General features: G+C 36.3%; 23 protein-coding genes and 1 riboswitch. Of the genes, 15 read left to right on the forward strand and 8 right to left on the reverse strand.

All coding sequences use genetic code 11. The features are described 5' to 3' along the window. Positions 1 to 22 precede the first annotated feature (22 nt). The gene (gene gndA, locus P3U61_RS06285; RefSeq protein WP_014613855.1) at positions 23 to 1,426 is read left to right on the forward strand and encodes an NADP-dependent phosphogluconate dehydrogenase; all 1,404 of its coding nucleotides are present in this window, start codon (positions 23 to 25) and stop codon (positions 1,424 to 1,426) included. Positions 1,427 to 1,483: 57 nt separating this feature from the next. Here gndA and P3U61_RS06290 read toward each other — a convergent pair whose 3' ends face one another. The 4 genes from P3U61_RS06290 to zwf all read right to left on the reverse strand — a co-directional run bounded on the left by P3U61_RS06290 (position 1,484) and on the right by zwf (position 5,338). Next, positions 1,484 to 2,092, reverse strand: a complete 609-nt coding sequence (locus tag P3U61_RS06290; RefSeq protein ID WP_323695681.1) for an MFS transporter — start codon at positions 2,090 to 2,092, stop codon at positions 1,484 to 1,486. A 228-nt stretch (positions 2,093 to 2,320) separates the two neighbouring features. Next, positions 2,321 to 2,674: an MFS transporter gene (locus tag P3U61_RS06295; protein WP_233510570.1), complete on the reverse strand. Its 354-nt coding sequence runs from the start codon at positions 2,672 to 2,674 to the stop codon at positions 2,321 to 2,323. 181 nt (positions 2,675 to 2,855) lie between these two features. Further along, positions 2,856 to 3,713, reverse strand: a complete 858-nt coding sequence (locus P3U61_RS06300; RefSeq protein ID WP_014613858.1) for an AraC family transcriptional regulator — start codon at positions 3,711 to 3,713, stop codon at positions 2,856 to 2,858. A gap of 140 nt (positions 3,714 to 3,853) precedes the next feature. Next, positions 3,854 to 5,338 (reverse strand): glucose-6-phosphate dehydrogenase, encoded by a 1,485-nt coding sequence (gene zwf / locus P3U61_RS06305; RefSeq protein ID WP_014613859.1) that lies wholly within the window; start codon positions 5,336 to 5,338, stop codon positions 3,854 to 3,856. A 155-nt stretch (positions 5,339 to 5,493) separates the two neighbouring features. Between zwf and rnz the strand changes: the two genes are divergently transcribed. After that, positions 5,494 to 6,411, forward strand: coding sequence for a ribonuclease Z (rnz, locus tag P3U61_RS06310; protein ID WP_014613860.1), 918 nt, complete (start codon positions 5,494 to 5,496; stop codon positions 6,409 to 6,411). Positions 6,412 to 6,535: 124 nt separating this feature from the next. Here rnz and proC read toward each other — a convergent pair whose 3' ends face one another. Continuing rightward, a complete protein-coding gene (gene proC, locus P3U61_RS06315; RefSeq protein WP_014613861.1) occupies positions 6,536 to 7,351 on the reverse strand; it encodes a pyrroline-5-carboxylate reductase in 816 nt (271 codons plus the stop codon). Between the two features lie 85 nt (positions 7,352 to 7,436). Here proC and P3U61_RS06320 point away from each other — a divergent pair, with 85 nt between their 5' ends. Further along, positions 7,437 to 8,192: an SDR family NAD(P)-dependent oxidoreductase gene (locus tag P3U61_RS06320; protein WP_014613862.1), complete on the forward strand. Its 756-nt coding sequence runs from the start codon at positions 7,437 to 7,439 to the stop codon at positions 8,190 to 8,192. Here P3U61_RS06320 and P3U61_RS06325 read toward each other — a convergent pair. Beyond that, positions 8,189 to 9,109, reverse strand: coding sequence for an aldo/keto reductase (locus tag P3U61_RS06325; RefSeq protein WP_015729146.1), 921 nt, complete (start codon positions 9,107 to 9,109; stop codon positions 8,189 to 8,191). The two genes, P3U61_RS06320 and P3U61_RS06325, sit on opposite strands and share 4 nt — an antisense overlap. A gap of 79 nt (positions 9,110 to 9,188) precedes the next feature. Between P3U61_RS06325 and P3U61_RS06330 the strand changes: the two genes are divergently transcribed. The 3 genes from P3U61_RS06330 (at position 9,189) to xerD (ending at position 11,218) form a co-directional block, all read left to right on the forward strand. Then, the gene (locus P3U61_RS06330) at positions 9,189 to 9,731 is read left to right on the forward strand and encodes an NUDIX hydrolase (protein ID WP_014613864.1); all 543 of its coding nucleotides are present in this window, start codon (positions 9,189 to 9,191) and stop codon (positions 9,729 to 9,731) included. A 104-nt stretch (positions 9,732 to 9,835) separates the two neighbouring features. After that, a complete protein-coding gene (fur, locus tag P3U61_RS06335; RefSeq protein ID WP_014613865.1) occupies positions 9,836 to 10,291 on the forward strand; it encodes a ferric iron uptake transcriptional regulator in 456 nt (151 codons plus the stop codon). 39 nt (positions 10,292 to 10,330) lie between these two features. Continuing rightward, a complete protein-coding gene (gene xerD, locus P3U61_RS06340) occupies positions 10,331 to 11,218 on the forward strand; it encodes a site-specific tyrosine recombinase XerD (RefSeq protein WP_014613866.1) in 888 nt (295 codons plus the stop codon). Positions 11,219 to 11,502: 284 nt separating this feature from the next. On the opposite strand, the gene P3U61_RS06345 is transcribed toward xerD, so the two are convergent. Further along, on the reverse strand, positions 11,503 to 12,009 hold the full coding sequence (locus P3U61_RS06345; protein WP_099997518.1) for a DUF309 domain-containing protein: 507 nt from the start codon (positions 12,007 to 12,009) through the stop codon (positions 11,503 to 11,505). Positions 12,010 to 12,103: 94 nt separating this feature from the next. Here P3U61_RS06345 and P3U61_RS06350 point away from each other — a divergent pair, with 94 nt between their 5' ends. From P3U61_RS06350 to P3U61_RS06375, 6 genes are all read left to right on the forward strand, one after another. After that, on the forward strand, positions 12,104 to 12,832 hold the full coding sequence (locus tag P3U61_RS06350) for a segregation and condensation protein A (RefSeq protein ID WP_065520493.1): 729 nt from the start codon (positions 12,104 to 12,106) through the stop codon (positions 12,830 to 12,832). Then, complete coding sequence (scpB, locus tag P3U61_RS06355; RefSeq protein WP_063284382.1) at positions 12,822 to 13,364, forward strand: SMC-Scp complex subunit ScpB; 543 nt, start codon at positions 12,822 to 12,824, stop codon at positions 13,362 to 13,364. The genes P3U61_RS06350 and scpB overlap by 11 nt, the downstream gene beginning before the upstream one ends. Beyond that, complete coding sequence (locus P3U61_RS06360) at positions 13,365 to 14,111, forward strand: pseudouridine synthase (protein ID WP_063282605.1); 747 nt, start codon at positions 13,365 to 13,367, stop codon at positions 14,109 to 14,111. It abuts the gene before it with no gap. 111 nt (positions 14,112 to 14,222) lie between these two features. Then, positions 14,223 to 14,945, forward strand: a complete 723-nt coding sequence (locus P3U61_RS06365) for a response regulator transcription factor (RefSeq protein WP_026066968.1) — start codon at positions 14,223 to 14,225, stop codon at positions 14,943 to 14,945. Then, positions 14,932 to 16,689, forward strand: a complete 1,758-nt coding sequence (locus P3U61_RS06370; protein ID WP_096547891.1) for an ATP-binding protein — start codon at positions 14,932 to 14,934, stop codon at positions 16,687 to 16,689. Before P3U61_RS06365 ends, P3U61_RS06370 begins: the two co-directional genes overlap by 14 nt. Before the next feature lie 155 nt (positions 16,690 to 16,844). Continuing rightward, positions 16,845 to 16,983, forward strand: a riboswitch (FMN riboswitch). A gap of 65 nt (positions 16,984 to 17,048) precedes the next feature. Further along, positions 17,049 to 17,594 (forward strand): ECF transporter S component, encoded by a 546-nt coding sequence (locus tag P3U61_RS06375; protein WP_323695682.1) that lies wholly within the window; start codon positions 17,049 to 17,051, stop codon positions 17,592 to 17,594. Between the two features lie 262 nt (positions 17,595 to 17,856). Here the strand turns inward: P3U61_RS06375 and P3U61_RS06380 are convergent, their stop codons facing one another. Beyond that, positions 17,857 to 18,105, reverse strand: coding sequence for a ferredoxin (locus P3U61_RS06380; protein ID WP_014613875.1), 249 nt, complete (start codon positions 18,103 to 18,105; stop codon positions 17,857 to 17,859). A 101-nt stretch (positions 18,106 to 18,206) separates the two neighbouring features. Between P3U61_RS06380 and P3U61_RS06385 the strand changes: the two genes are divergently transcribed. The 3 genes from P3U61_RS06385 to ebpS all read left to right on the forward strand — a co-directional run bounded on the left by P3U61_RS06385 (position 18,207) and on the right by ebpS (position 22,053). Then, the gene (locus tag P3U61_RS06385) at positions 18,207 to 19,154 is read left to right on the forward strand and encodes a helix-turn-helix domain-containing protein (protein ID WP_037542991.1); all 948 of its coding nucleotides are present in this window, start codon (positions 18,207 to 18,209) and stop codon (positions 19,152 to 19,154) included. Further along, positions 19,147 to 20,523: a RecQ family ATP-dependent DNA helicase gene (locus tag P3U61_RS06390; RefSeq protein WP_015729143.1), complete on the forward strand. Its 1,377-nt coding sequence runs from the start codon at positions 19,147 to 19,149 to the stop codon at positions 20,521 to 20,523. The genes P3U61_RS06385 and P3U61_RS06390 overlap by 8 nt, the downstream gene beginning before the upstream one ends. Positions 20,524 to 20,697: 174 nt before the next feature. Continuing rightward, positions 20,698 to 22,053, forward strand: coding sequence for an elastin-binding protein EbpS (ebpS, locus tag P3U61_RS06395; RefSeq protein ID WP_096533257.1), 1,356 nt, complete (start codon positions 20,698 to 20,700; stop codon positions 22,051 to 22,053). The last annotated feature ends 207 nt before the right edge of the window (positions 22,054 to 22,260 follow it).

Below are 22,260 nucleotides of genomic sequence, written 5' to 3' on the forward strand. Positions count from 1 at the left end.
ATAATAAGAGAGGTTAAGTATAATGACACAACAAATCGGTGTAGTTGGTTTAGCCGTAATGGGTAAAAACCTAGCTTGGAATATTGAATCAAGAGGATACAGTGTATCTGTGTACAACCGTTCTGCAGATAAGACAGATTTAATGGTTGAAGAATCTAAAGGGAAAAACATTGTACCGACTTATTCAGTAGAAGAGTTTGTAAATTCTTTAGAAAAACCACGTAAAATTTTGTTAATGGTAAAAGCAGGAGAAGCGACAGATAAAACCATTGACAGCTTATTACCTTTATTAGACGATGATGATATTTTAATCGACGGTGGTAACACAAACTATCTCGATACGATTCGCCGTAATAAAGCTTTGGCTGAAAGTGGCATTAACTTCATTGGTATGGGGGTTTCTGGCGGTGAAGTTGGTGCGTTAACAGGTCCTTCATTAATGCCAGGTGGTCAAGAAGCTGCTTATCATAAAGTGTCAGACATCTTAGAATCTATCTCAGCTAAGGCGAAAGACGGTAAACCATGTGTCACATACATTGGGCCTAATGGTGCGGGTCACTATGTCAAAATGGTACACAACGGTATCGAATATGCAGATATGCAATTAATCGCAGAAAGTTATATTATGATGAAAGATTTATTAGGCATGTCACATGAGGAAATCTCTGAAACATTCAAATCATGGAATGCTGGAGAATTAGAAAGTTACCTTATCGAAATTACAGGTGACATTTTCACAAGACTTGATGAGGATGGCGAACCACTTGTAGAAAAAATCATGGACAAAGCGGGTCAAAAAGGTACAGGTAAATGGACATCTATTAACGCATTAGAATTAGGTGCACCATTAACAATCATCACGGAATCTGTGTTTGCACGTTTCATTTCTTCATTAAAAGATCAACGTGTGAATGCTTCAAAAGTGTTAAACGGACCTTCTGCTGCATTTGATGGCAACAAAGAAGAATTCCTTGAAAAAATTCGCCGCGCACTGTACATGAGTAAAATTTGTTCATACGCGCAAGGTTTCGATCAAATGAAAACAGCAAGTGAAATCAATGAATGGAACCTTCAATTAGGTGATTTAGCGATGATTTGGAGAGAAGGTTGTATCATTCGTGCGCAATTCTTACAAAAAATTAAAGATGCATACGACAACGACAACAACTTACAAAACCTTTTATTAGACGGTTACTTCAAGGATATCGTGACTGAATATCAATCTGCACTTCGCGATGTTGTTGCTACGGGTATTCAAAACGGTGTGGCACTTCCTGGTTTCTCAGCAAGTATCAACTACTACGACAGCTACCGTACAGAAAACTTACCAGCAAACTTAATTCAAGCGCAACGTGACTATTTCGGTGCACACACTTACCAACGTAAAGATCAAGAAGGTACTTTCCATACACAATGGACTAAATAAGATCTTCTCAAATATGAAAGGGGCTAGGCGCATTCTTGGCCTCTTTTCATTTCATCTTTATGACTGCAACTCGTGCTCATGATAGTTTTTAATAAAATACAACATGACAAAAATCATACATATCCCACTGATTAGAAAAACCAAACCGTAACTATACGGTATGACAAATCCAAAGAAAATGAGCCCGAGTGGATTGAGTCCCGTGGCCAAACTTTGCAATAAAGCGAATACGCGAGATTTATAATCTTCATCTATCGTATTGTGTATCATAATTTGAAATGGAACATTGTCAACAGGAATGGCAATGCCAATCAATACGATACCAATGATCATCACAATATACGCCCCAAACGATATCGCTATAAAAAGGTTTGATGATGCGATAACGAAAAGTGACGCAATTAAAATGAGCTTAGATAGCACAGACAATTTTTTTAAATTATTTTTCATGTTAAAGAAATTCAATGTAATGTATGTTAATAAAAGTGCCACTCCTAAAATACTTTCCATCGTTCCTAAATGTGCAGATGAATAGCCAAGTTGTGTCACGATAATAATTGGAAGTCCGACAGTTAAAGATTGTCCTAAAAAGTTAATGACGCTTGATGTTAAAAAGAGTGTCGACAAGTTCCGATTTTTAAAGACATATTTAAAACTTTCTGCCATCCCCTCTGTAAATTTTATGCTTTTACTCACCGCATTCGCTGGTTTAAAACGCAACATAAAAATCAGAATCAAGCCAACAAATTCAGTGAAGCTATTCAATAGCGCTAAAGTATTAATGTGGACAAGAGTTACTAAAAATCCTGCCACAATAGGGACCGTTATCATCGTTGCAGATTGAATGTTTTGTCTAGTCGTGACAACTCTCTCAAAATAGTCTCGTGTGATGTACTACAAGTTTGATGAGACAATGGTTTTGACAATCATATCTATAATTGCTAAAACAATCATGACGCAAAAAATACTCGCAATTTCTTCATGATATGCCATTGAAAAAATGAATAGCGTAATGACACTTAAAACTTGCCCTAAAATCAGCATTTTTTGATTCGAATGTCGATCAATCATATTTCCGAATATCGGCATAGTCAATACTTGAATAATAGCTAGAATCGATAAATAAGTACCAAATAGACTGCCTGAACCGGTTAGTTGTAATACATAAAAGCCGCATGCAAAAGTGAAGATGTCTGAAAACATAGTTGAAATGGTACTAAACAAAATAAGAATAACTGACTTCTGCATCATATTTTCCTCCTCATTCCTTATTTGTATCATATGCGATACGGGAATAAATTTAAAGAGTGAATATTCAGAAATATATGTGAGTTGTTTATTTTCCCATCTAACTACACACAAAATAAGCACAATCGTTTCTCATCCGTCACTGAAACAACGCATCTCAACGATTGTGCTTGCTATAGCTTTAATTTTCATCAATATTCACAGGAACACATAATTGCACTTTTGTAAATGGATCCTCGAACGAAATATCGAGTGGATAAATCTCAATATATAAGGCATCGCGTTCAAATGGTAAAGTCAATTGTAAACTTGTTTCAATGTAGTGCCAAGCCTCACTTGTAACAAAATCAATTTCACCTTGTAAATTAAACACGGCGTATTGACGTCCTGCTAAAAAGCGATCTTCTAAATGACCAGGAAAACGTTCACTTGGGACACCGACAAAGATTTCAAGTCCTTGTTCAAGCGGGCAACTGACCACAAACAATTCATGCGGTCCGATATCATTATAGCGGATGATATCTTTTAGCGTGCCGTCCATTTTTAAATCTTCAAGAAAATCCGGAATGATGAAATGATGTTCTAATTCCGCTGATGGTACAAAACGAGAACAACCGACTAACGAAAAATCGCCTAATGTTTCTAAACGATAAGGGTAGGGCTTTTGCGAAGTTGTCGATAATTTTAAATAAAGTCGTTCCTGCATTTGAAGTTGATCTTTTTTTAGCTTTGCCTGTAACGGTGACACCCCATGATAATCACTAAAGTCGTGTGCAAATGTATTCGCATCCGCATACTGATAACGTTTTGCAAGATCAATCAAACGATTCGCACCGTGGATTAAATCATTAGCTGCAAGTGTCAGTCTGCGTGCGCGACAATATTCTTGAGGCGTTTTTCCAATAATCATCGTAAAAGATTGTTCTAAATGATAAGGAGAAATTTCAACGTATTCACTTAAAGTTTGTAAGTCGAATGGTTCTAATAAATGGTCTTCAATATAAACCATTGCGCGTTGTAAATGTTTAATGACGTCCAAAATTTTCACTCCTTATAACTCTTAAAGTCTCTTTCTCTCATGATGTATCTAATAATTTATTATATAACAAAAAACAGCTAAGTGACACTAAAATGTGAGTCACTTAGCTGATGTGTATCAATGAAGATGTATGCTTATCTTTATTGAATATCGTTCCACCATTTAAAGCCGTCACGACTTAATAATAAATCACTGTCTAATGGACCATTTGTTCCTGATTCATAGTTAGGGAATTCTGGTTCGAAATGATCCCAAGCTTGTTGAATTGAATCCACAAATTTCCATGTTGATTTCAATTCTTCCCAATGTGTAAAGTTCGTTGCGTCACCTTTTAACACATCGTAAAGTAAGTTTTCATAAGCATCCACTGTGTTCATTTTATCTTGTGCACTCATTGCATAAGATAATTGTACTGGTTCAGTTTCGATACCTTGAACATATTTTTTACCATTGAGGTGAATTGACACACCTTCATTAGGTTGAATGTTAATCACAAGTAAGTTGGAATCTAAATGTTTATCCTTTTGATAATATAAATTCATCGGTACTTCTTTAAATTCTACAACGACTTGAATCGATTTACGTTTCATACGTTTACCTGTACGAATGTAGAATGGCACGCCCGCCCATCTGAAGTTGTCGATTTCTACTTTACCTGACACGAAAGTAGGGGTAGTCGAATCAGCAGCAACTTTATCTTCTTCACGGTAAGCTTTTACTTCTTGACCATTAATAAAACCTTGATCATATTGACCACGAACAAATTGGTTTCTCACTTCATCTGGTTGAAGCACGTGTAATGATTTTAACACTTTTACTTTTTCAGCGCGGATATCATCACTATTTAAACTAATAGGTGGCTCCATCGCCAATAACGCAACCATTTGTAACATATGGTTTTGTACCATATCTTTTAAAGCCCCGCTCGTTTCGTAATAACCGCCACGGTCTTCAACACCAAGCACTTCTGAAGATGTCACTTGAATATTTGAAATGTATTTATTGTTCCATAATGGTTCGAACATTGCGTTACTGAAACGTAATACTTCAATATTTTGCACCATATCTTTACCTAAATAATGGTCGATACGGAAAATTTCTTCTTCTTTAAATGAACGACGGATTTGTTCATTAAGCTCTTCAGCTGATTTCAAATCACTGCCGAATGGTTTTTCGATAACAAGACGTTTAAAGCCCTTTGTATTCGTTAAACCTGAAGATTTTAAGAAATCCGTTACGACACCAAAAAATCGAGGTGCCATTGCTAAATAGAAGACACGGTTGCCGTCTAATGAAAATTCACGGTCTAATGATTCGCTTAATTCTAATAATTTTTGGTAGCTTTCCTCATCACTGACATCGTGTGGTTGATAAAATACATGTTGCATAAACTTGTCTAGATGTTTTGTATCTTGTACGTGTTCTTGAATTGACGATTTCACTTGAGCTCTAAAATCATCATTAGTTAATTCACGTCTTCCGATACCAATAATTGCCACTCTTTCATCTAAATTGTCTTGTTGATATAAGTGAAAGAGTGATGGAAAAAGTTTACGGTGACTTAAATCACCAGTGGCACCAAAAATTGTTATGAGTGCTGGAACATGATTAATTGTCTTATTCAAGATTCAAAACCCCAATTCTTAATTTTAGTTCATACATTAATGATGTGTTTATTATAGAACATATCGCGTTTTCGGTCATATATTCTGCTTTACACTTAAAATTTGCCGTTTGTTCATCGTTTTATGATAATATAACGCTAAAGGAGGTACGATGCATGGAAATTACATTTTTCGGTACAAGTGCTGGATTACCTACAAAAGAACGCCATACACAGTCAATTGCGCTCAAACTCGAACCGTATGCGACTGATGTTTGGTTATTTGACGTGGGTGAAGCAACACAACACCAAATATTACACCATTCAATTAAACTCGGAAAAGTCAGTCATATTTTTATTACACATATGCATGGCGACCATGTATTCGGTTTACCCGGTGTGTTGACGAGCCGTTCATTTCAAGGTGGCGAATCCAAACCATTGACTGTCATAGGACCTAAAGGCATTAAAGACTATGTTGAATACAATTTATCACTCACATATTCACATCTTAATTATCCATTACATATCATTGAAATAGAAGATCAAATGAATTTATCTATTAATGGATTCGAAGTTAACGCACGTCCACTGAATCATGGTATCCCGTGTTTTGGCTATCGTATTCAAGCGCCTGATACGCCGGGTAAGTTAGATGTGCAAAAATTACAAGCACTTGGTATGCCTCCAGGACCACAGTATCAAAAAGTGAAATCACAAGATACTTTTGAATTTGAAGGTCAAATCTATAATGCCAATGACTTTAAAGGACCTGATAAAAAAGGGCAAGTGGTGACGATTTTTGGCGATACACGACCGAGTCAATATGCGCTTGAGCTGGCTAAAGATGCCGATGTATTAGTACATGAGTCTACTTATATTGATGGCGATAAAACATTAGCGAATGCGTATCATCATAGCCATATTGAAGATGTCCTCGCGTTAATTGAAAAAGCTAGCGTAAAACACGGACTTCTCACACACATAAGTAGTCGTTACATGAAAGAAGATATTAATGAAATCGAAACGAAATTGAAAGTCCATTCGCCATTATCCTTCCAATTTGTAGAAGATTTCGATAGCTATCAGTTTTAATGTCATTATATTGCTATACAAAAAGAAAGGGTGGGAGCATATCAATATCATGTTTTCCCAGCCTTTTCCTAGTTTTAAGTTATGAAGTTACTTTGCACGCACACAGTTAAGTTGATTTATCCACTTAATCATCATCTTGTGCTGAGAGTTCGATACTTCTATTCACGGCAGCATTTAAACAATCCTCAAATATACCCTCGATGTCATATTCAGATAAAGCGTTTAAACCTGCTTGTGTGGTACCGCCTTTTGAAGTAATGTTTTTTCTTAATTGCTCCATACTTAAATCTGAACGTTCAATCATTTTACTCGTTCCGATAATTAATTCGCGAATCGATTCTTCCACTTGCGATTTTTCTAACCCTAATTTTGTTCCTGCAATCACATATTGTTCGAAGACATGGTATAAAAATGCAGGGCCACTTCCTGTTATCGCTGTCACTTGGTGTAAGTGATTTTCCTGTACTTCTAATGCTGTACCGAATGCATTAATAATTTCTAAAATTTCGTCCTTCGCTTTACCCCCAAAGTTTGAAGAAAAGCTCACTCCTGTCACAGAATGGCCGACGTGCGCATTTGTATTCGGCATAATGCGTGCAATCGGATTCGTCGTGTCAAGCTTTTCTTTAATGTAAGAAATAGGAAGCCCTGCCATAATAGAAATAAATCGATTGTTTGGCTCTACATGTAGCTTAATTCTGTCAGCCAATTGATCAAAGTCATGTGGTTTCGAGCCTAAAAAGATATAGTCAGCATCTTTTAACAAGGCGGCATCGTCATAACTATATTGAACACCTAAATCTTCTTCATATTCTTTCAACATGTCTTCGTTTGAACGATTTGTTAAATAAATGTTGTCTGCTGGAACAACTTTTGAATTTAGAATACCTGTAAAAATCGCATGCGCCATATTGCCTGCACCATAAAATACAATTTTCATACGAACTATCACTTCCTAAAAGTATTTTCTTGTCTTATAGTAACATATAACCACATTTTATTGAGTCAAATAGGGGAGAGATACAATGCAACAAGGCCATTTTTTAATTACTGGTGGTACGAGCGGTTTAGGGTATGCACTCGCACAAGCCCTCATATCTGCCCATTTTTCTATTACACTACTTGTACGTGATGTAAACAAAGCAAGGTCGTTATTTCCAAATGCAGAAGTTCAAATAATTCAGTGTGACTTGACGACAGAAAGTGATGTAAATCAAATAGCTCGACATTTTAATAACCAAACGCAATTTGATGGCGTGATACACTCAGCTGGACTCGGTTATTTTAAAGGGTTACTTGAACATACACCTGTTGAAATTTTACAAACGTATCAAGTGAACGTGGTGCATTTCTCAATGTTAATCAATCAATGCGCACCTTTTTTAACAAAGCATGCTTCTATTGTTGGAATCAGTAGTCAAGCCGCTTTAGCAACACAACCTTATGCAGCGCATTACGGCGGAAGTAAAGCAGCCTTTAATCATGTACTTAACGCTTTACGTATCGAACAACCCCAATGGCACGTGCTCAACGTCAATGTTGGACCCATTGAGACACCTTTTCATGCAAAAGCAGATCCATCTGGTCGTTATGCACGTAAAATGAAAAAAATAATGTTGAACCCTGAACAACTCGCCGAAAAGATTGTTCACGCGATTCAACATCGCCAACAAGAACTGAATATGCCTCAGTCCGTTCATTTTTTACTTAAACTTTACCAACTCGCACCACGTTTTTTTGAGAAAATAGGACGACCCTTTTTCTTAGGGAAGAAGCACTAACTGTTAGGCATTTCCCAATGTTGTGCATAGTGTAAGTGTTTCACTATATCAGAGGCTTGTTCTAAATGTGCTGGGTTGACTTCTTGATGATAGTGCGTCACATTTTGTTGTAATTGCTCAACTGAACTTGCACCGACAATGATAGAACCTAAAACATCAAATGACTTTAAATAATTGAATGCTAATCCTGTCAATTCTGGGTTCATTTGCTGTAATGCCGTTACAGTTTCTTTCAGGGCATGATGATCGTAGTCAAAAATGCCCTCAGCAAATTTTGTTGTTAACACTTTTTCAGCACTTGGCGTTAATAAACCTTTGAATACAGGACCGCGTGCGAGCAATTTCACACCTTTGTCTTGGACCTCATCCAATAAATCGATGGGTCTATTATCGATTAAATTGAATTGAGTCATTAACGTTTCGATTTGACTATATTGTAAATAATAACGAATCACATTAGGACGAATTGAAGAAAGACCATACGCACGAATGACGCCTTCTTGTTTCAGTTCATCAAACGCACTAATTGTTTCATCAAGTGGATCGTCAATCGTACCCCCGTGTAACATATATAAATCGAGTGTATCTAATCCAAGCCGTTGTAATGAGTTTTTCACATTTCCTTTAATGTAACGTTTGGAAGGATCCCAAAATGTTTCACCGTTTTCCTTTAAATGATTCCCCACCTTTGTGCCTATCACAATATCATCACGGTTTTGATACTTTTTAAGTGTGCGACCAACGATTTTTTCATTGACCCCTTGATCATAAATATCTGCTGTATCAAAATATGTAATCCCTGCTGTCACTGCTGCATCAATAATTTCTTCAGCTTTATTTTCTTCTGTACCTAAACTCATACATCCAAGGCCGAGCTCAGATAATTCGATACCACTTTTCAAAACATTTTTTTGCATGATGCCACTCCTTCCGATAAAATCATTGTATATTCATGATAGCAAACCGTATGAATATTTGAAAAGGAGAGGACTCACCATGCATTTTGAAGAAAAAACTATTTCTAAAGAATCCATTTATAAAGGGAAAATTATTGAAGTAGAAAAACATAAAGTGTCTTTACCAAACAATGAGACCGCTTATCGTGAAGTGGTAAAACATAACGGGGCAGTCGCAATTTGTGCTTTAACACCGGATCAACAAGTTATTTTAGTGAAGCAATATCGTAAAGCTCTAGAACAAGAGTTGTTAGAAATACCTGCAGGCAAACTTGAACCTGGAGAAGACCGCGAATCTGCAGCGATGCGAGAGCTTGAAGAAGAAACAGGATATAAAGCAAAGAAACTCACTTTAATTGGTGAAGTTTATGGCACACCTGGTTTTTCAAATGAGAAAATTTCTGTTTATTTTGCAGATAATTTAGTTGAAGGTAAAGTCAACCTAGATGAAGATGAATTTGTTGAGAAAGTGCTTTATTCATTAGATGATGTTAAAAAAGCTGTTGAAGCCCGTACGATTGAAGATGCGAAAACATTCATTGCATTTCAACATCTATTATTACATTATAATCATTCTAAATAAGAATCGAAAAAAGGTTGCTTTTTTTCTCAATTACTGGTAATTTATAACAAGAAAACATGTCTAATTGTAATAATTATAATTTTCAGTAGAGGAGTGAGGCTTCCGTGGAGGAAAGACTGAATCGCGTGAAGCAACAGTTGCAACAGTCTTCTTACAAATTAACACCGCAACGTGAAGCAACCGTGCGTGTATTGATCGAAAATGAAGCTGACCATTTAAGTGCCGAAGATGTTTATCTAAAAGTGAAAGAAAAAGCACCAGAAATAGGGCTCGCAACTGTTTACCGTACATTAGAACTATTAGCAGATTTGAAAGTTGTCGACAAAGTGAGTTTTGGCGATGGTGTTTCTCGATTTGATTTACGTAAAGAAGGCTCAAAACATTTCCACCATCATTTAGTTTGTATGGAATGTGGCCGCGTAGATGAAATTGAAGAAGATTTATTACCGCAAGTTGAAGAACGTGTAGAAAATGAATATAACTTTAAAATTTTAGACCATCGTCTGACATTTCATGGTATTTGCGAAACTTGTCAAAAAGAAGGCAAGGGGGCTAAATGATAATCAAGTACAGTTCTTGAACAGAATTGGGGGCAATCTATGGAAGAAATTCGAGATGAGTATTTAAGATTTATTCAAATTGAAAAAGGGCTATCCAACAATACGATTGCTGCTTATCGCCGTGATTTGAATCATTATTTGAACTATTTGGCTGAGCATAAAGTCGCGAATTTGAACTTTGTGGACCGCCAAATGATTCAAGAGTGGTTTGGTTTTTTACATGATGAAGGGCGCTCAGCAAAAACCATTGCACGCTTTACATCTACAATTCGGAGTTTCCATCAGTTTGCTTTAAGAGAAAACTATACCTCACATGATCCAACTGTACTTATCGAAACGCCTAAATATGATCGTAAACTTCCAGATGTTTTATCTATCGCAGAAGTTGAGCAATTATTAATGGCGCCTGACGAATCGAAAGTTAACGGCTATCGAGACAAAACAATGCTCGAGCTACTGTATGCAACAGGTATACGTGTTTCTGAATTGATCAATATTGAAGTTGAGGATATCAATTTAATGATGGGCTTTGTCAAAGTTTTCGGTAAAGGGAGTAAAGAACGCATTGTCCCATTAGGCGAAACGGTCATTGATTGTTTAACACACTACATTCAAAATATTAGACCTCAGTTATTAAAGCATACGGTCACACATGTTTTATTTTTAAATTTACATGGCAAACCACTCTCCAGACAAGGCGTTTGGAAAATGATTAAGCAAACTGGTGTCAAAGCAGGGATTATGAAGCGTTTAACCCCACATACATTACGGCATTCATTTGCAACACATTTATTAGAAAATGGTGCTGATTTACGTGCTGTACAAGATATGTTAGGACATTCTGATATATCAACAACACAGTTGTATACACATATTACGAAAAATCAAATCCGTAAAATTTACCAAGACTATCATCCAAGAGCGTAAAATGGATGGGTAAGAAGCTAACCGTTCACACTTCATACCCATCCATTTTTTGTATTTAATGATAAAAATCGTTCACAATCATACAAACGAAATTTTTAGTACATCCCAATAATGATTTAAAATCATCACAGTGTTTGAAATACGTTACCCAGAAAGATAACAGGAACCACCCGAGACTCCCGAGGATCAGTTGGCCATTAAAGACGCCTAACATGTTACATAGAAGCGTCATTTAACAATCTTGTAGAATCTTGATTTAGCCTCAACAAATGAGGGGCTTGAGATTATTTCCTTCTTTCCTCTAAAGCCGCTTCTCTTGCTATAATGACGTCACTTCTATCTCTCAATTGATGATGATGTAAGATCATTGGTGTCTCTACCACTGTATCAGTCACCTGAAAATCCGGAAACTGCATCTTAACTTTCACAATCATCGTTGCTGTGAGGGGGAGCTGAATCGGTGAAAACGGAATTTCTTGTGCAGTATCCTGTATCAATTGTGTTAATATATTTAAATAGGCTTTTCGTACAAGTCCTAAAGTGGCCATCGTCTCTTCAGAATAATTGACTATAATTTGATAAGCTTTGTTAAATGTTTTATGCGCACCTTTAAAGTTACCACGACGATAATGATAACTTCCTGTTGCAAGCAAAATTAAACTAACGACCGCATCTTGTTTTGAAAAGGCGTGTTTCATTTTCCATGCTTCTTCTAAAATATCATGACAGAGAAAATAATGCTGTTCATGATGAAACTGATAGTAAAAATGGACTAAATCATTTTCCAACATGGCTCACTCCAAAAATTTATTGTTATACATCAAACATGTTATAATATTTTTTGTTATTATGCACATTACATGCGTTATGAAATGAGGTACAGATATGTACGAAGTGAAACTAGATGCTTTTAACGGGCCTTTAGACTTATTATTGCATCTCATCAATGAATTTGAAATTGATATTTATGACATCCCTATGCGCGAATTAACTGAACAATATATGCAGTACGTTCACGCTATGAAAAAATTAGAGATCAATATTGCAAGTGAGTATTTATTGATGGCTTCAGAATTACTGATGATTAAAAGTAAAATGTTGTTGCCTGATACGTCATCTGATTTAGTTGAAGATGAAGACCCACGTGAGGCGCTCGTTGAAAAGTTAATCGAATATCAAAATTACAAAGCTTATTCAGAAATGTTAGAAGAGAAACGCCAAGCACGTGAACATTATTACACGAAACCACCGACTGACCTTTCACATTATGAATATTCTGAGCGCCTTCCCGAAGATACGACGATTGATTTAACGAAACTGATCGTCGCTTATCAAAAAATGAAAACACGAGTCTCTTTGAAAAAACCGACTACTGTGGATATTCGAAAAGAAACGTATACCATCCAACAATCAACGACATACATTTATGATAAATTAAAGAAAGTTCCTCAAATTACATTTTTTGATTTATTTACATTTAATGAATCTATCGAACACGTCGTCACACATTTTCTGGCTTTACTCGAAATGTCAAAAACAGGCATGATACAATTGCAACAAGTGAAAGCTTTCCACAACTTTGAAATTAGAAAAGGAGTAAATTATGACGCTTAAAGTTACTGAAGCGCTAACTGCGATACTGTATACAGTTGGTGAGGATGGCATTGATGAGGCACAACTGATGGCATCACTCGACGTGGATTACGAAACGTTAAACCGTGCGATCGATACACTTGAGTTACCTGGGCTCATGGTACAAAAGTTCGGTCAAACTTATGTTTTAACGACCCAAAAAGAAGCAGAACCGTATATCGAATCACTCATCATTAATAAAGCATCTGCCAAATTGTCACAAGCTGCCATGGAAGTGTTAGCCATTATAGCCTATAATCAGCCAATGACACGTAATGATATCGAATTGATACGCGGAATTCAATCTGACGGTCCCGTTAAAACATTGATTGCTAAAGGATTGGTTGAACCTAAAACTAATCCCGAAGCACGTGGACAACAGCTCTTTACAACAGATTTATTTTTAAATGTCTTTGGTTTGGAAAGTCTTGAGGCACTCCCAACAACAGATGAAGAAGAAGAGGAAATTGAATCGTTTTTCAGCCAACTGGTGAATCAGAAAGGAGATTCTTAAATGAGTCAACAATTAGAAAGATTACAAAAACGTATTGCGAACAGTGGTTATACCTCTCGACGTAAAGCAGAAACATTAATTGAAGAAGGCAAAGTACAGGTCAATGGTAAAACTGTCACTGAATTAGGGACAAAAGTACGTCCATCTGATGAAGTGACCGTAGAAGGGATACCACTTGAGCAAGAAGACAAACTTTATATCCTGTTCTATAAACCTGCGCAAGTCATTACGAGCGTTTCAGATGATCGTGGTCGAAAAGTCGTTACTGATTATTTTGATGACTTAGAAACACGTATTTATCCAGTGGGTCGTTTAGACTATGACACATCTGGACTGCTGTTATTAACAAATGATGGTGAGTTTACAAACTTAATGACACATCCACGCTATAAAATTCCCAAAACGTATGTTGCAAAAATAGAAGGGTATATTTTACGTGAACAAGTGAAACAACTTGAAAAAGGAATTCAACTTGAAGATGGACTCACACAACCTGCAAAAGTAAAAGTGAAAAAGCAAAATAAAGAAAAAAATACGTCACTTGTTGAAATTACCATTACTGAAGGGCGAAACCGTCAAGTACGTCGTATGTTTGAACATTTTGGTTTTAGTGTACAAAAGTTATCACGCGTTTCATTTGGTCCGCTCACTTTGAAAGGGCTCGGCGCTGGAGAAGGGCGTGTATTGTCACCACATGAAGTGAAATCACTCCGTCACCTTGCAGAGAACGGTCAACAACAACGTTAACTATTATTCAAGTCAGCACGCACGTCATTGTTTTATTATTACCCGAAGAAATCATTATGGTATAATATGCTTTGAGTTAGAAATGTCACCATGTGTGGGAGGTATGTCATGATGACTAATGAAATCTTAGTCGTAGATGATGAACATCGAATTAGAAAATTATTAAAATTATATTTAGAAAGAGAAGGTTATGTCATCGCAGAAGCTAGTGATGGACGCGAAGCTTTAGACATGGCGACAAAATATGATTATTCATGTATTTTGTTAGATTTAATGTTGCCTGAAATGGACGGTCTTGAAGTTGCGGTTAAATTACGTGAACTTAAAGATACGCCTATTATTATGCTCACTGCAAAAGGCGAGGAAAATAATCGCGTTGAAGGTTTTGAATCAGGTGCTGATGACTACATCGTTAAGCCATTTTCACCACGCGAAGTTGTGTTGCGCGTTAAAGCGTTATTACGTCGTACAGAATCTTCAAAAGCTGAACAAAATGAGCCGCATGCCCGTGATATGATTGAATTTAAACATTTAACGATTGATAATGATGCACATAAGGTATTGGCTGATGGGACGCCGGTTAATCTTACGCCAAAAGAATATGAATTACTCATTTTCTTAGCTAAAACACCTAATAAAGTATTTGATAGAGAACAATTATTAAAAGAAGTTTGGCATTACGAATTTTACGGTGATTTACGTACTGTAGATACACATGTCAAACGTTTGCGTGAAAAATTAAATCGTGTTTCTGCAGATGCAGCAAAAATGATACAAACCGTTTGGGGTGTAGGGTATAAATTCGAAGTTAGCAAGTCGGATGAAACGACTTAATAACGTTGTCGTAAAACTGTGGTTAACTATTATTTTAATAGTAACGACAGTTTTAATTTTATTAAGTGCTGCATTAATCACGTTTTTCCAATATTATTTCACGCAAGAAACTGAACGTGCGCTCTATCAAAGTGCTGAAAACGTAAACCAAGTATTACTTAAAAATGATAATCGAAAACTCGCCATTGAACATAGTGAAGCTTTGTTAGAGGATAACAAAGGCCTCATTATATTACCCGACCGTGCGCATATCAATGAAAAAGATACTGTTAAAAAGAAAATGCTTAAAGAAATTAGTGAGCATCCAAATTTTGACCGTGTACTAAAAAATAATCATTCTGAGTTACAACACGTCACTTTTAAAATTGATGGTAAAACGCATACTTATGTATTACTCGGTTATCCTTCTAAAGATAACAACGGCCAATCTTCAGCGATATTTATTTATCAAGATTTAAAGAGTATTGATGATACAAATAACATCATTACGGTTATGATTTTAATTACAGCTGTCGTTTTCCTAGCCATTACAACGGTTTTCGCATTTTTCTTATCAACACGTATTACGAATCCACTGCGTCAACTTAAAACCCAGGCGAAAGAAGTCGCTCGAGGAAACTATGACAAGCGTGTACCAATTCAAACGAGAGATGAAATTGGCGAGCTCGCGATGACTTTTAACAAAATGAGTCGCAGTATTCAAACGCATATCGATGCGTTAACGACATCTAAAAATATTCGTGACACCCTTATTAATTCAATGGTTGAAGGGGTATTAGGTATCAATCATAAAAAACAAATTATTATTTCAAACGCTTTAGCTGAACGGATGCTTTCAGAATTTAACGAATCCGACCGCGAAATGTTTAATCTACAAATTGAAGATACATTTGAGAGTCAAAAAACGGAATATCGAGAATATGAAATGAATCAACGTTTTTATGTGATTATTATGAGTCATATTAAAAAAATTCAAACTAACGGTGAAGGCGGCCTTGTTGCTATCGTACGTGATATGACAAACGAACATGAGCTTGAACAAGTGAAAAAAGACTTTATTGCAAGTGTCTCTCACGAATTGCGCACACCGATTTCATTATTACAAGGTTATACCGAGTCGATCGTGGATGGTGTCGTCACTGAACCGGAAGAAATCAATGAATTTTTGACGGTTGTATTAGACGAGTCTAAACGATTAAGTCGCTTAGTCAATGAATTGTTGAATGTCGCGAAAATGGATGCTGAGGGGTTGAATGTTACGCAAGAAGTGCAACCGATGCAAGATTTAGTTAGAAAAATGGCGATGAAATATCGTCAACAAGCACAAGAACTAAATTTGACCTTAGATTTTCAAATGGACGGCGAGATGGCTTCACTTTGGTACTATGACTTTGATCGCATGGAACAAGTGTTGACGAACCTTGTCGATAATGCGTCACGTTATACACAACCCGGCGATACAATTTCAATTAAAGCAACGGCGGATCATGACCATCAAATTTTAACTATTGAAGACACGGGCGTTGGTATCGCACCTCAACATTTAGAGAAACTTTTCGAGCGTTTTTATAAAGTGGACTCTGCACGTAAAAGGGGCTCACAAGGAACAGGGCTTGGATTGTTTATTACACGCATGATTGTAAATGCGCATGGTGGTCACATCCGAGTAGAAAGTGAACTCGACAAAGGAACAAAATTTATCATTTCATTACCTAAAAAATCACATGTAGAAGAAATCGATTAAGCAAGGATGAATTTCTACAGGAACGACGATATCTCATTTTAAAATCGAGGTATCGCCGTTCTTTATTTATATCTTCAGGATGTTTAAGTTGTTGCAAATAGATTGTATTCAAAAGTTATCTCATGTAAACTATTAACGAAAATAATAAAAAATTAATTCATCTTCGGGGTAGGGTGTAATTCCCAACCGGCAGTAAAATAAGCCTGCGACCTGCAAATGATGTTCAGCATCTTTGTGGCTGATCTAGTGAGATTCTAGAGCCGACAGTTAAAGTCTGGATGGGAGAAGATGGAGGTTTATTTGTGTTGCTCTTTATTCCTCCTATTCGTGAAAGATGAATTTAATGGGAGGTCTTTTTTATGAAACAAAAGCAAACGAAACGAATGATAACGGTAGGGATGTTAAGTGCAATTGCAATTGTACTGACATTTATAAAGTTTCCGTTGCCATTTTTACCGCCATATTTAACGATTGATTTTAGTGATGCACCAGCATTATTGGCGACATTTACATTCGGGCCGGTTGCGGGTTTGCTCGTTGAATTAATTAAAAACTTACTGAATTTCTTTTTTAACTTAAGTGATCCTGTTGGGCCAATTGCTAACTTTTTAGCAGGTGCGAGTTTATTACTTGTAAGTTATGGAATCTACCGTAATAATCAATCAACAAAACATCTCATTTTAGGATTAATTACTGGTACTATTGTCATGACCATTGTGTTAGCTGTCATGAATTATTTCGTGTTACTCCCACTCTATGGCATGATAATGAACCTTACTGATATCGCGAATAATCTTAAGTTGATTATCGCAGCAGGCATTATTCCATTTAACATCATCAAAGGCGCATTGATATCTATTATTTTTATATTGCTCTATCAACGCATTGGACATATTTTGAAATAAATATCTTAACAGGCTGGGACATTGTGGTTTCCAGCCTTTTTTATAGTCAATGAGTGAAGCAATAGTTAAACAATAAAGCTGTTGATGTAAAGAATGTTCGGATATGATTTCTATCAATACAAAGCGGATTTTTATTCAAAACATAAAAAATAGATTGAGTAGCATGGTAATCAAACCATTTTTCTACTCAACCCTCATCTTAGTTTACTTAGACCTTAAGTTGTTTTATATTAATATTAAAGACAAGTGTCCTCAATATGAACTATTCAAATTTGAGTGCGTCACCATCAAATGACTCCTCTTCAACTTTAATAGAGTCAGTAGGGCAACCTTCAAAAGCATCTTCAAGATCTTCATACAATTCTTCTGGTACTGGCGTTGTACCTTGGTTGTCATCTAAAATTACATATGCAATACCTTCATCGTCGTAGTCATAAATATCTGGAGCAGCTGCACCACATGCACCACAAGCTATACAAGTATCCATATCAACAATTGTATATTTAGCCATTTTTTCGCCTCCCTTTTCAAAGTACCATACTCACATTATAATTTTATTGTAGTTCTGTGTACCCGATTTTTCAATATATACGTTTTTAACGAGGTCTAAACATGAAACAATTAATTCTATATCTCTATCATCATGCATCAGCCTACAAAACTAAAAAAAGCATCTTTAATATTATCATAGGTAAAAAATCTCATCAAACTTTTTTTGATGCTGTTTCTTTAAATATATTATCACTCTATGGCTGTGCACCCAAATTAAAGTATGAACAGTTGGAACAAATGATTAGTCATGAGTCATACCATCATACGACTATTCAAACAAGCAATCGTATGACGTATTCAACTTTAGACGCTACTTTTAAAGCATTTCAGCTATTAGTTCAAACGGTTTCTCATATTCAACACAATCAACGTACATTTTTGCCTATTACATCACAAGTCGACATTCACGAAGTTGTACGCCTTATTTATTATGAAATTGAGCAACAGCAATTACAAGATGCATTTGAAGAAGAGGTCACAACATTATTTAAAATGCTATCCGAGAAACATGACACATTATATACGCATTACTTATTGACTGGATATGACGAACCGATGTACACGTTTGCCCAAATAAGCATGATTGAGTCCATTGATATCCATGATTTGTATACTGCATATTACGAAGAGTTATTATCCATTTATCTTTTCATTCAAAATGCTGATACGTTTCCAATACTTTCACAATGTATCATGCCTATAGAATTATCCGATCGAGTAATGCAAACGTTACAATTGCTACAAAAAGGATATTCAATAGCAAAAGTCGCACAAATTGAGCAAGTACGGGAAACGACGATAAAAGATCATATTCTTGATTTGTTTATGAAACAGCTTTTAACAAACTATGATGATTTTTTCACGCATCCGTATAATGAATTTCTTAAATTTTATCAAGCGCACCCCTATCAACGATTAAAACTGTACAAAGAACAATTTGACACATTATCCTATTTTGAACTTAAACTCGCGATTATTGGCAGCGCAAAAGGAGAATTACATGCTTAAAGATGCTTTAAAACAATATTTTGGTTTTACAACATTCCGCCCCGGTCAAGAAAGTATTATTTCAAGCGTTCTAGAAGGGCAACATACACTCGGGATTTTACCGACCGGAAGTGGTAAGTCGCTTTGTTATCAACTACCAACTTATATGAAGCAACAACCGACCTTGGTCATTTCGCCACTCATTTCGTTAATGGACGATCAAGTGATGCAGATGAAAATGCAAGGAGAACACCATGTCGTCGCGATTCATTCAGGGATGGAACAAGCGGCCAAAAAGCGAGCGTTCCAACAGTTAACACAAGCCCGATTTATTTTTGTGAGTCCTGAATTTATTTTACAGCCGCACCATTTTCATCTTTTCAAAAATATCCGATTCGGCATGATTGTGCTTGATGAAGTACACTGTTTATCTGAATGGGGATTTGATTTTAGACCACACTATGCCTTGATCGGTAAAGTGATACGCTATTTTAACGAAGCCACCATACTTGCACTGACAGCCACTGCAACGCGACACTTGAAAGATGATATTCAGCGTGTCATTCAAAAATCAATTCATGTCATTGAACACTCGATGGACCGACCGAATGTGGCTTTATCTGTAAAATTCATGTCATCATATGAAGAAAAAGTGAATTGGTTAATTGATACAATTGCGACGTCTGGTCCAACAATTGTCTATGTGTCGTCCAAAAAGGTCAGCTTAGATTTAGCAACTTCGATTTATGAAGCAGGGTATTTAACGGGAATATACCATGGAGATCTATCTTATCAAGAGCGTCATACCGTTCAACAACAGTTTTTAAACAACGACATACGAATTATCGTTGCAACAAGTGCTTTTGGCATGGGCGTCAATAAACCAGATATTCGTACCATTATTCATTTTCACGTTTCAACGACACCTTCAAGTTATCTACAAGAAATAGGACGTGCGGGTAGAGATGGGCTTCCAAGTCAAGCCATTGCACTGTTTCAACCAGACGACCAGTATTTAATGGAGACGTTGGCATTAGTGAATATCATGCATGCTTCAGATGTGGACCAATATGAAGTCGGTCAAATGATTGATAGTGAAAAACGTGCCATTTTAGATGTATTAACTGAAGCTTTTTCATTTCAACAACTTAGACAAATATTCACTCAAAATGAAGACATGAAAAGACAAGGTTATCGTCATATGTATCATTATATTTTAACCAAACAATGCCGACGTCAACATTTACTGAATTACTTTGGTATGACGAAAGAAACGACAGATGCATGTTGTGATCAATGCGAGGCACTTAGTCCAGTTTATGAAAAAAATAAGAAAAAAGTTAAAAGAAAGTTAACTTACATTGAAAAGTTGGAAAATTTGTTTCATTAATTTTCACAATGCTTTCACTTTTAATTTAAACCCGTTATAATTTAGGGTAAATGGTATTAGGCGATTTAACGACAACATAGAATTAAATAGATGTGATGAATTGATATTGATCGTATCAAAGTTTATACTTTCAAATCGTTATTGTACATTTGATATGGAAAGGATGAATGTTAAGTGTCAAAAGATAATTTCAAAGATGAGTTTGAACGCAGTCGTCAAGAAATTAAGTCCCATCATCATGACGAGGACGAGACAACTGAAGCAATAAATGAAAAAGATGATCAACCTCAAGCAAGTCAGGAACAGCAATTCCCGCCACGAAATGCTTCTAGACGCCGCAGAAAAAGAGATTTCGGTATATCAAAAGCTAAACCTACACAAAAAGATACGCAGACTAACCCACAAGAAGCAGCAGCTGACAAAAAAACAGGTCCGATTGGTGGCGTTAAAAAGAGTGATGACAATCACCTTAATCACACGCAACATGACGCTGAAGGCAAACGTGCTCAAACAGCTGATTCAATGCAAAATGAACCAGCGAAAGAGGATACGAAAGGTCAAAGAGCTGCAACATCAGGCCATACAGCTGTTGGAACTGGTGCAAATGTTCAAATGACAAATAATAAAAAGCAACAACCTAAAGTGACAAATGAAGCACAAAGCAATCAACAAGGAGAGCAACAAGAACCCCACAAGAGTAAAAAAGCTTTGGCCACTGGGGCAGGTTTAGGCGCGACAGGTGTGGCAAGAGCGGGCATGGAGAAAAATGATCAAAGTCCAAAACAAGACGAAAACCCAACTTTAGAAGACAGCAAACCTCAAGGGAACAAAGGAAAAAAAGCTGCGGCAGGTGCGTCGACTGGCGCAGCAACAGGTTTAGGCGCTTCAAAAGCTCATGCGCAACAAACACCAGAACGTCAACCAGAAACTGAATCTTCAGAGACGACTGTTTCAAATGGATCTGGCGGTGGATTTTTCAAAAAGCTTTTACCGTTACTAGCGGCGATTATTCTTTTAGGTACAGTTGCGATTTTCGGTGGCATGTATCTCTTTAATCAAGATCATCAAAATGATAATCAGCAAGAAGTCGCACAAAAAGAGGATACGAAGAAAAATTCAGATGACAATCAACAAAGTCAATCTAAAGACGAAGACGATAAACAAGCTGATTCCGATAAAGCGACAGCTTCAAAAGATAGCGACGACAACAGTAAGGATGACAATGATCAATCAGAGTCAGACGCCAATAATAGTGACAATTCAAATGCTTCAGATCCAAATGAGACATCCAATCCGAATAATAGTCAAAACGACGTAAATAATAGCAATATCAATAACCAACAAAACACTTATCAACAAGGTCAATCTGCTGGCGGACAGACTCATGTCGTGAATGGTAACCAAAACTTATATCGTATCGCTATTCAATATTACGGTAATGGTTCACCTGAAAATGTTGAAAAAATTAAACGTGCGAACGGTTTACAAAATAACAACATTTCGAACGGACAACAGCTCATCATTCCATAAATTTGATAAATGCAGCCTTATCCTGATTCAATGGATAAGGTTGTTTTTTATTGCCATTCTATTTGCAATAGTGACTGTCACAAACTTTTCCATTTAGAATCACTATAAAAGTTGATATAATATACAAGGATTATCACAGTTCTTATCATATACGATGCTAGTATGAGAATTAGGAGGCAATATGAAACATTAAAGTAGCATAATTGA

The organism is Staphylococcus pseudintermedius, from assembly GCF_034042775.1.
GTDB classification, from domain to species: Bacteria; Bacillota; Bacilli; order Staphylococcales; family Staphylococcaceae; genus Staphylococcus; species Staphylococcus pseudintermedius.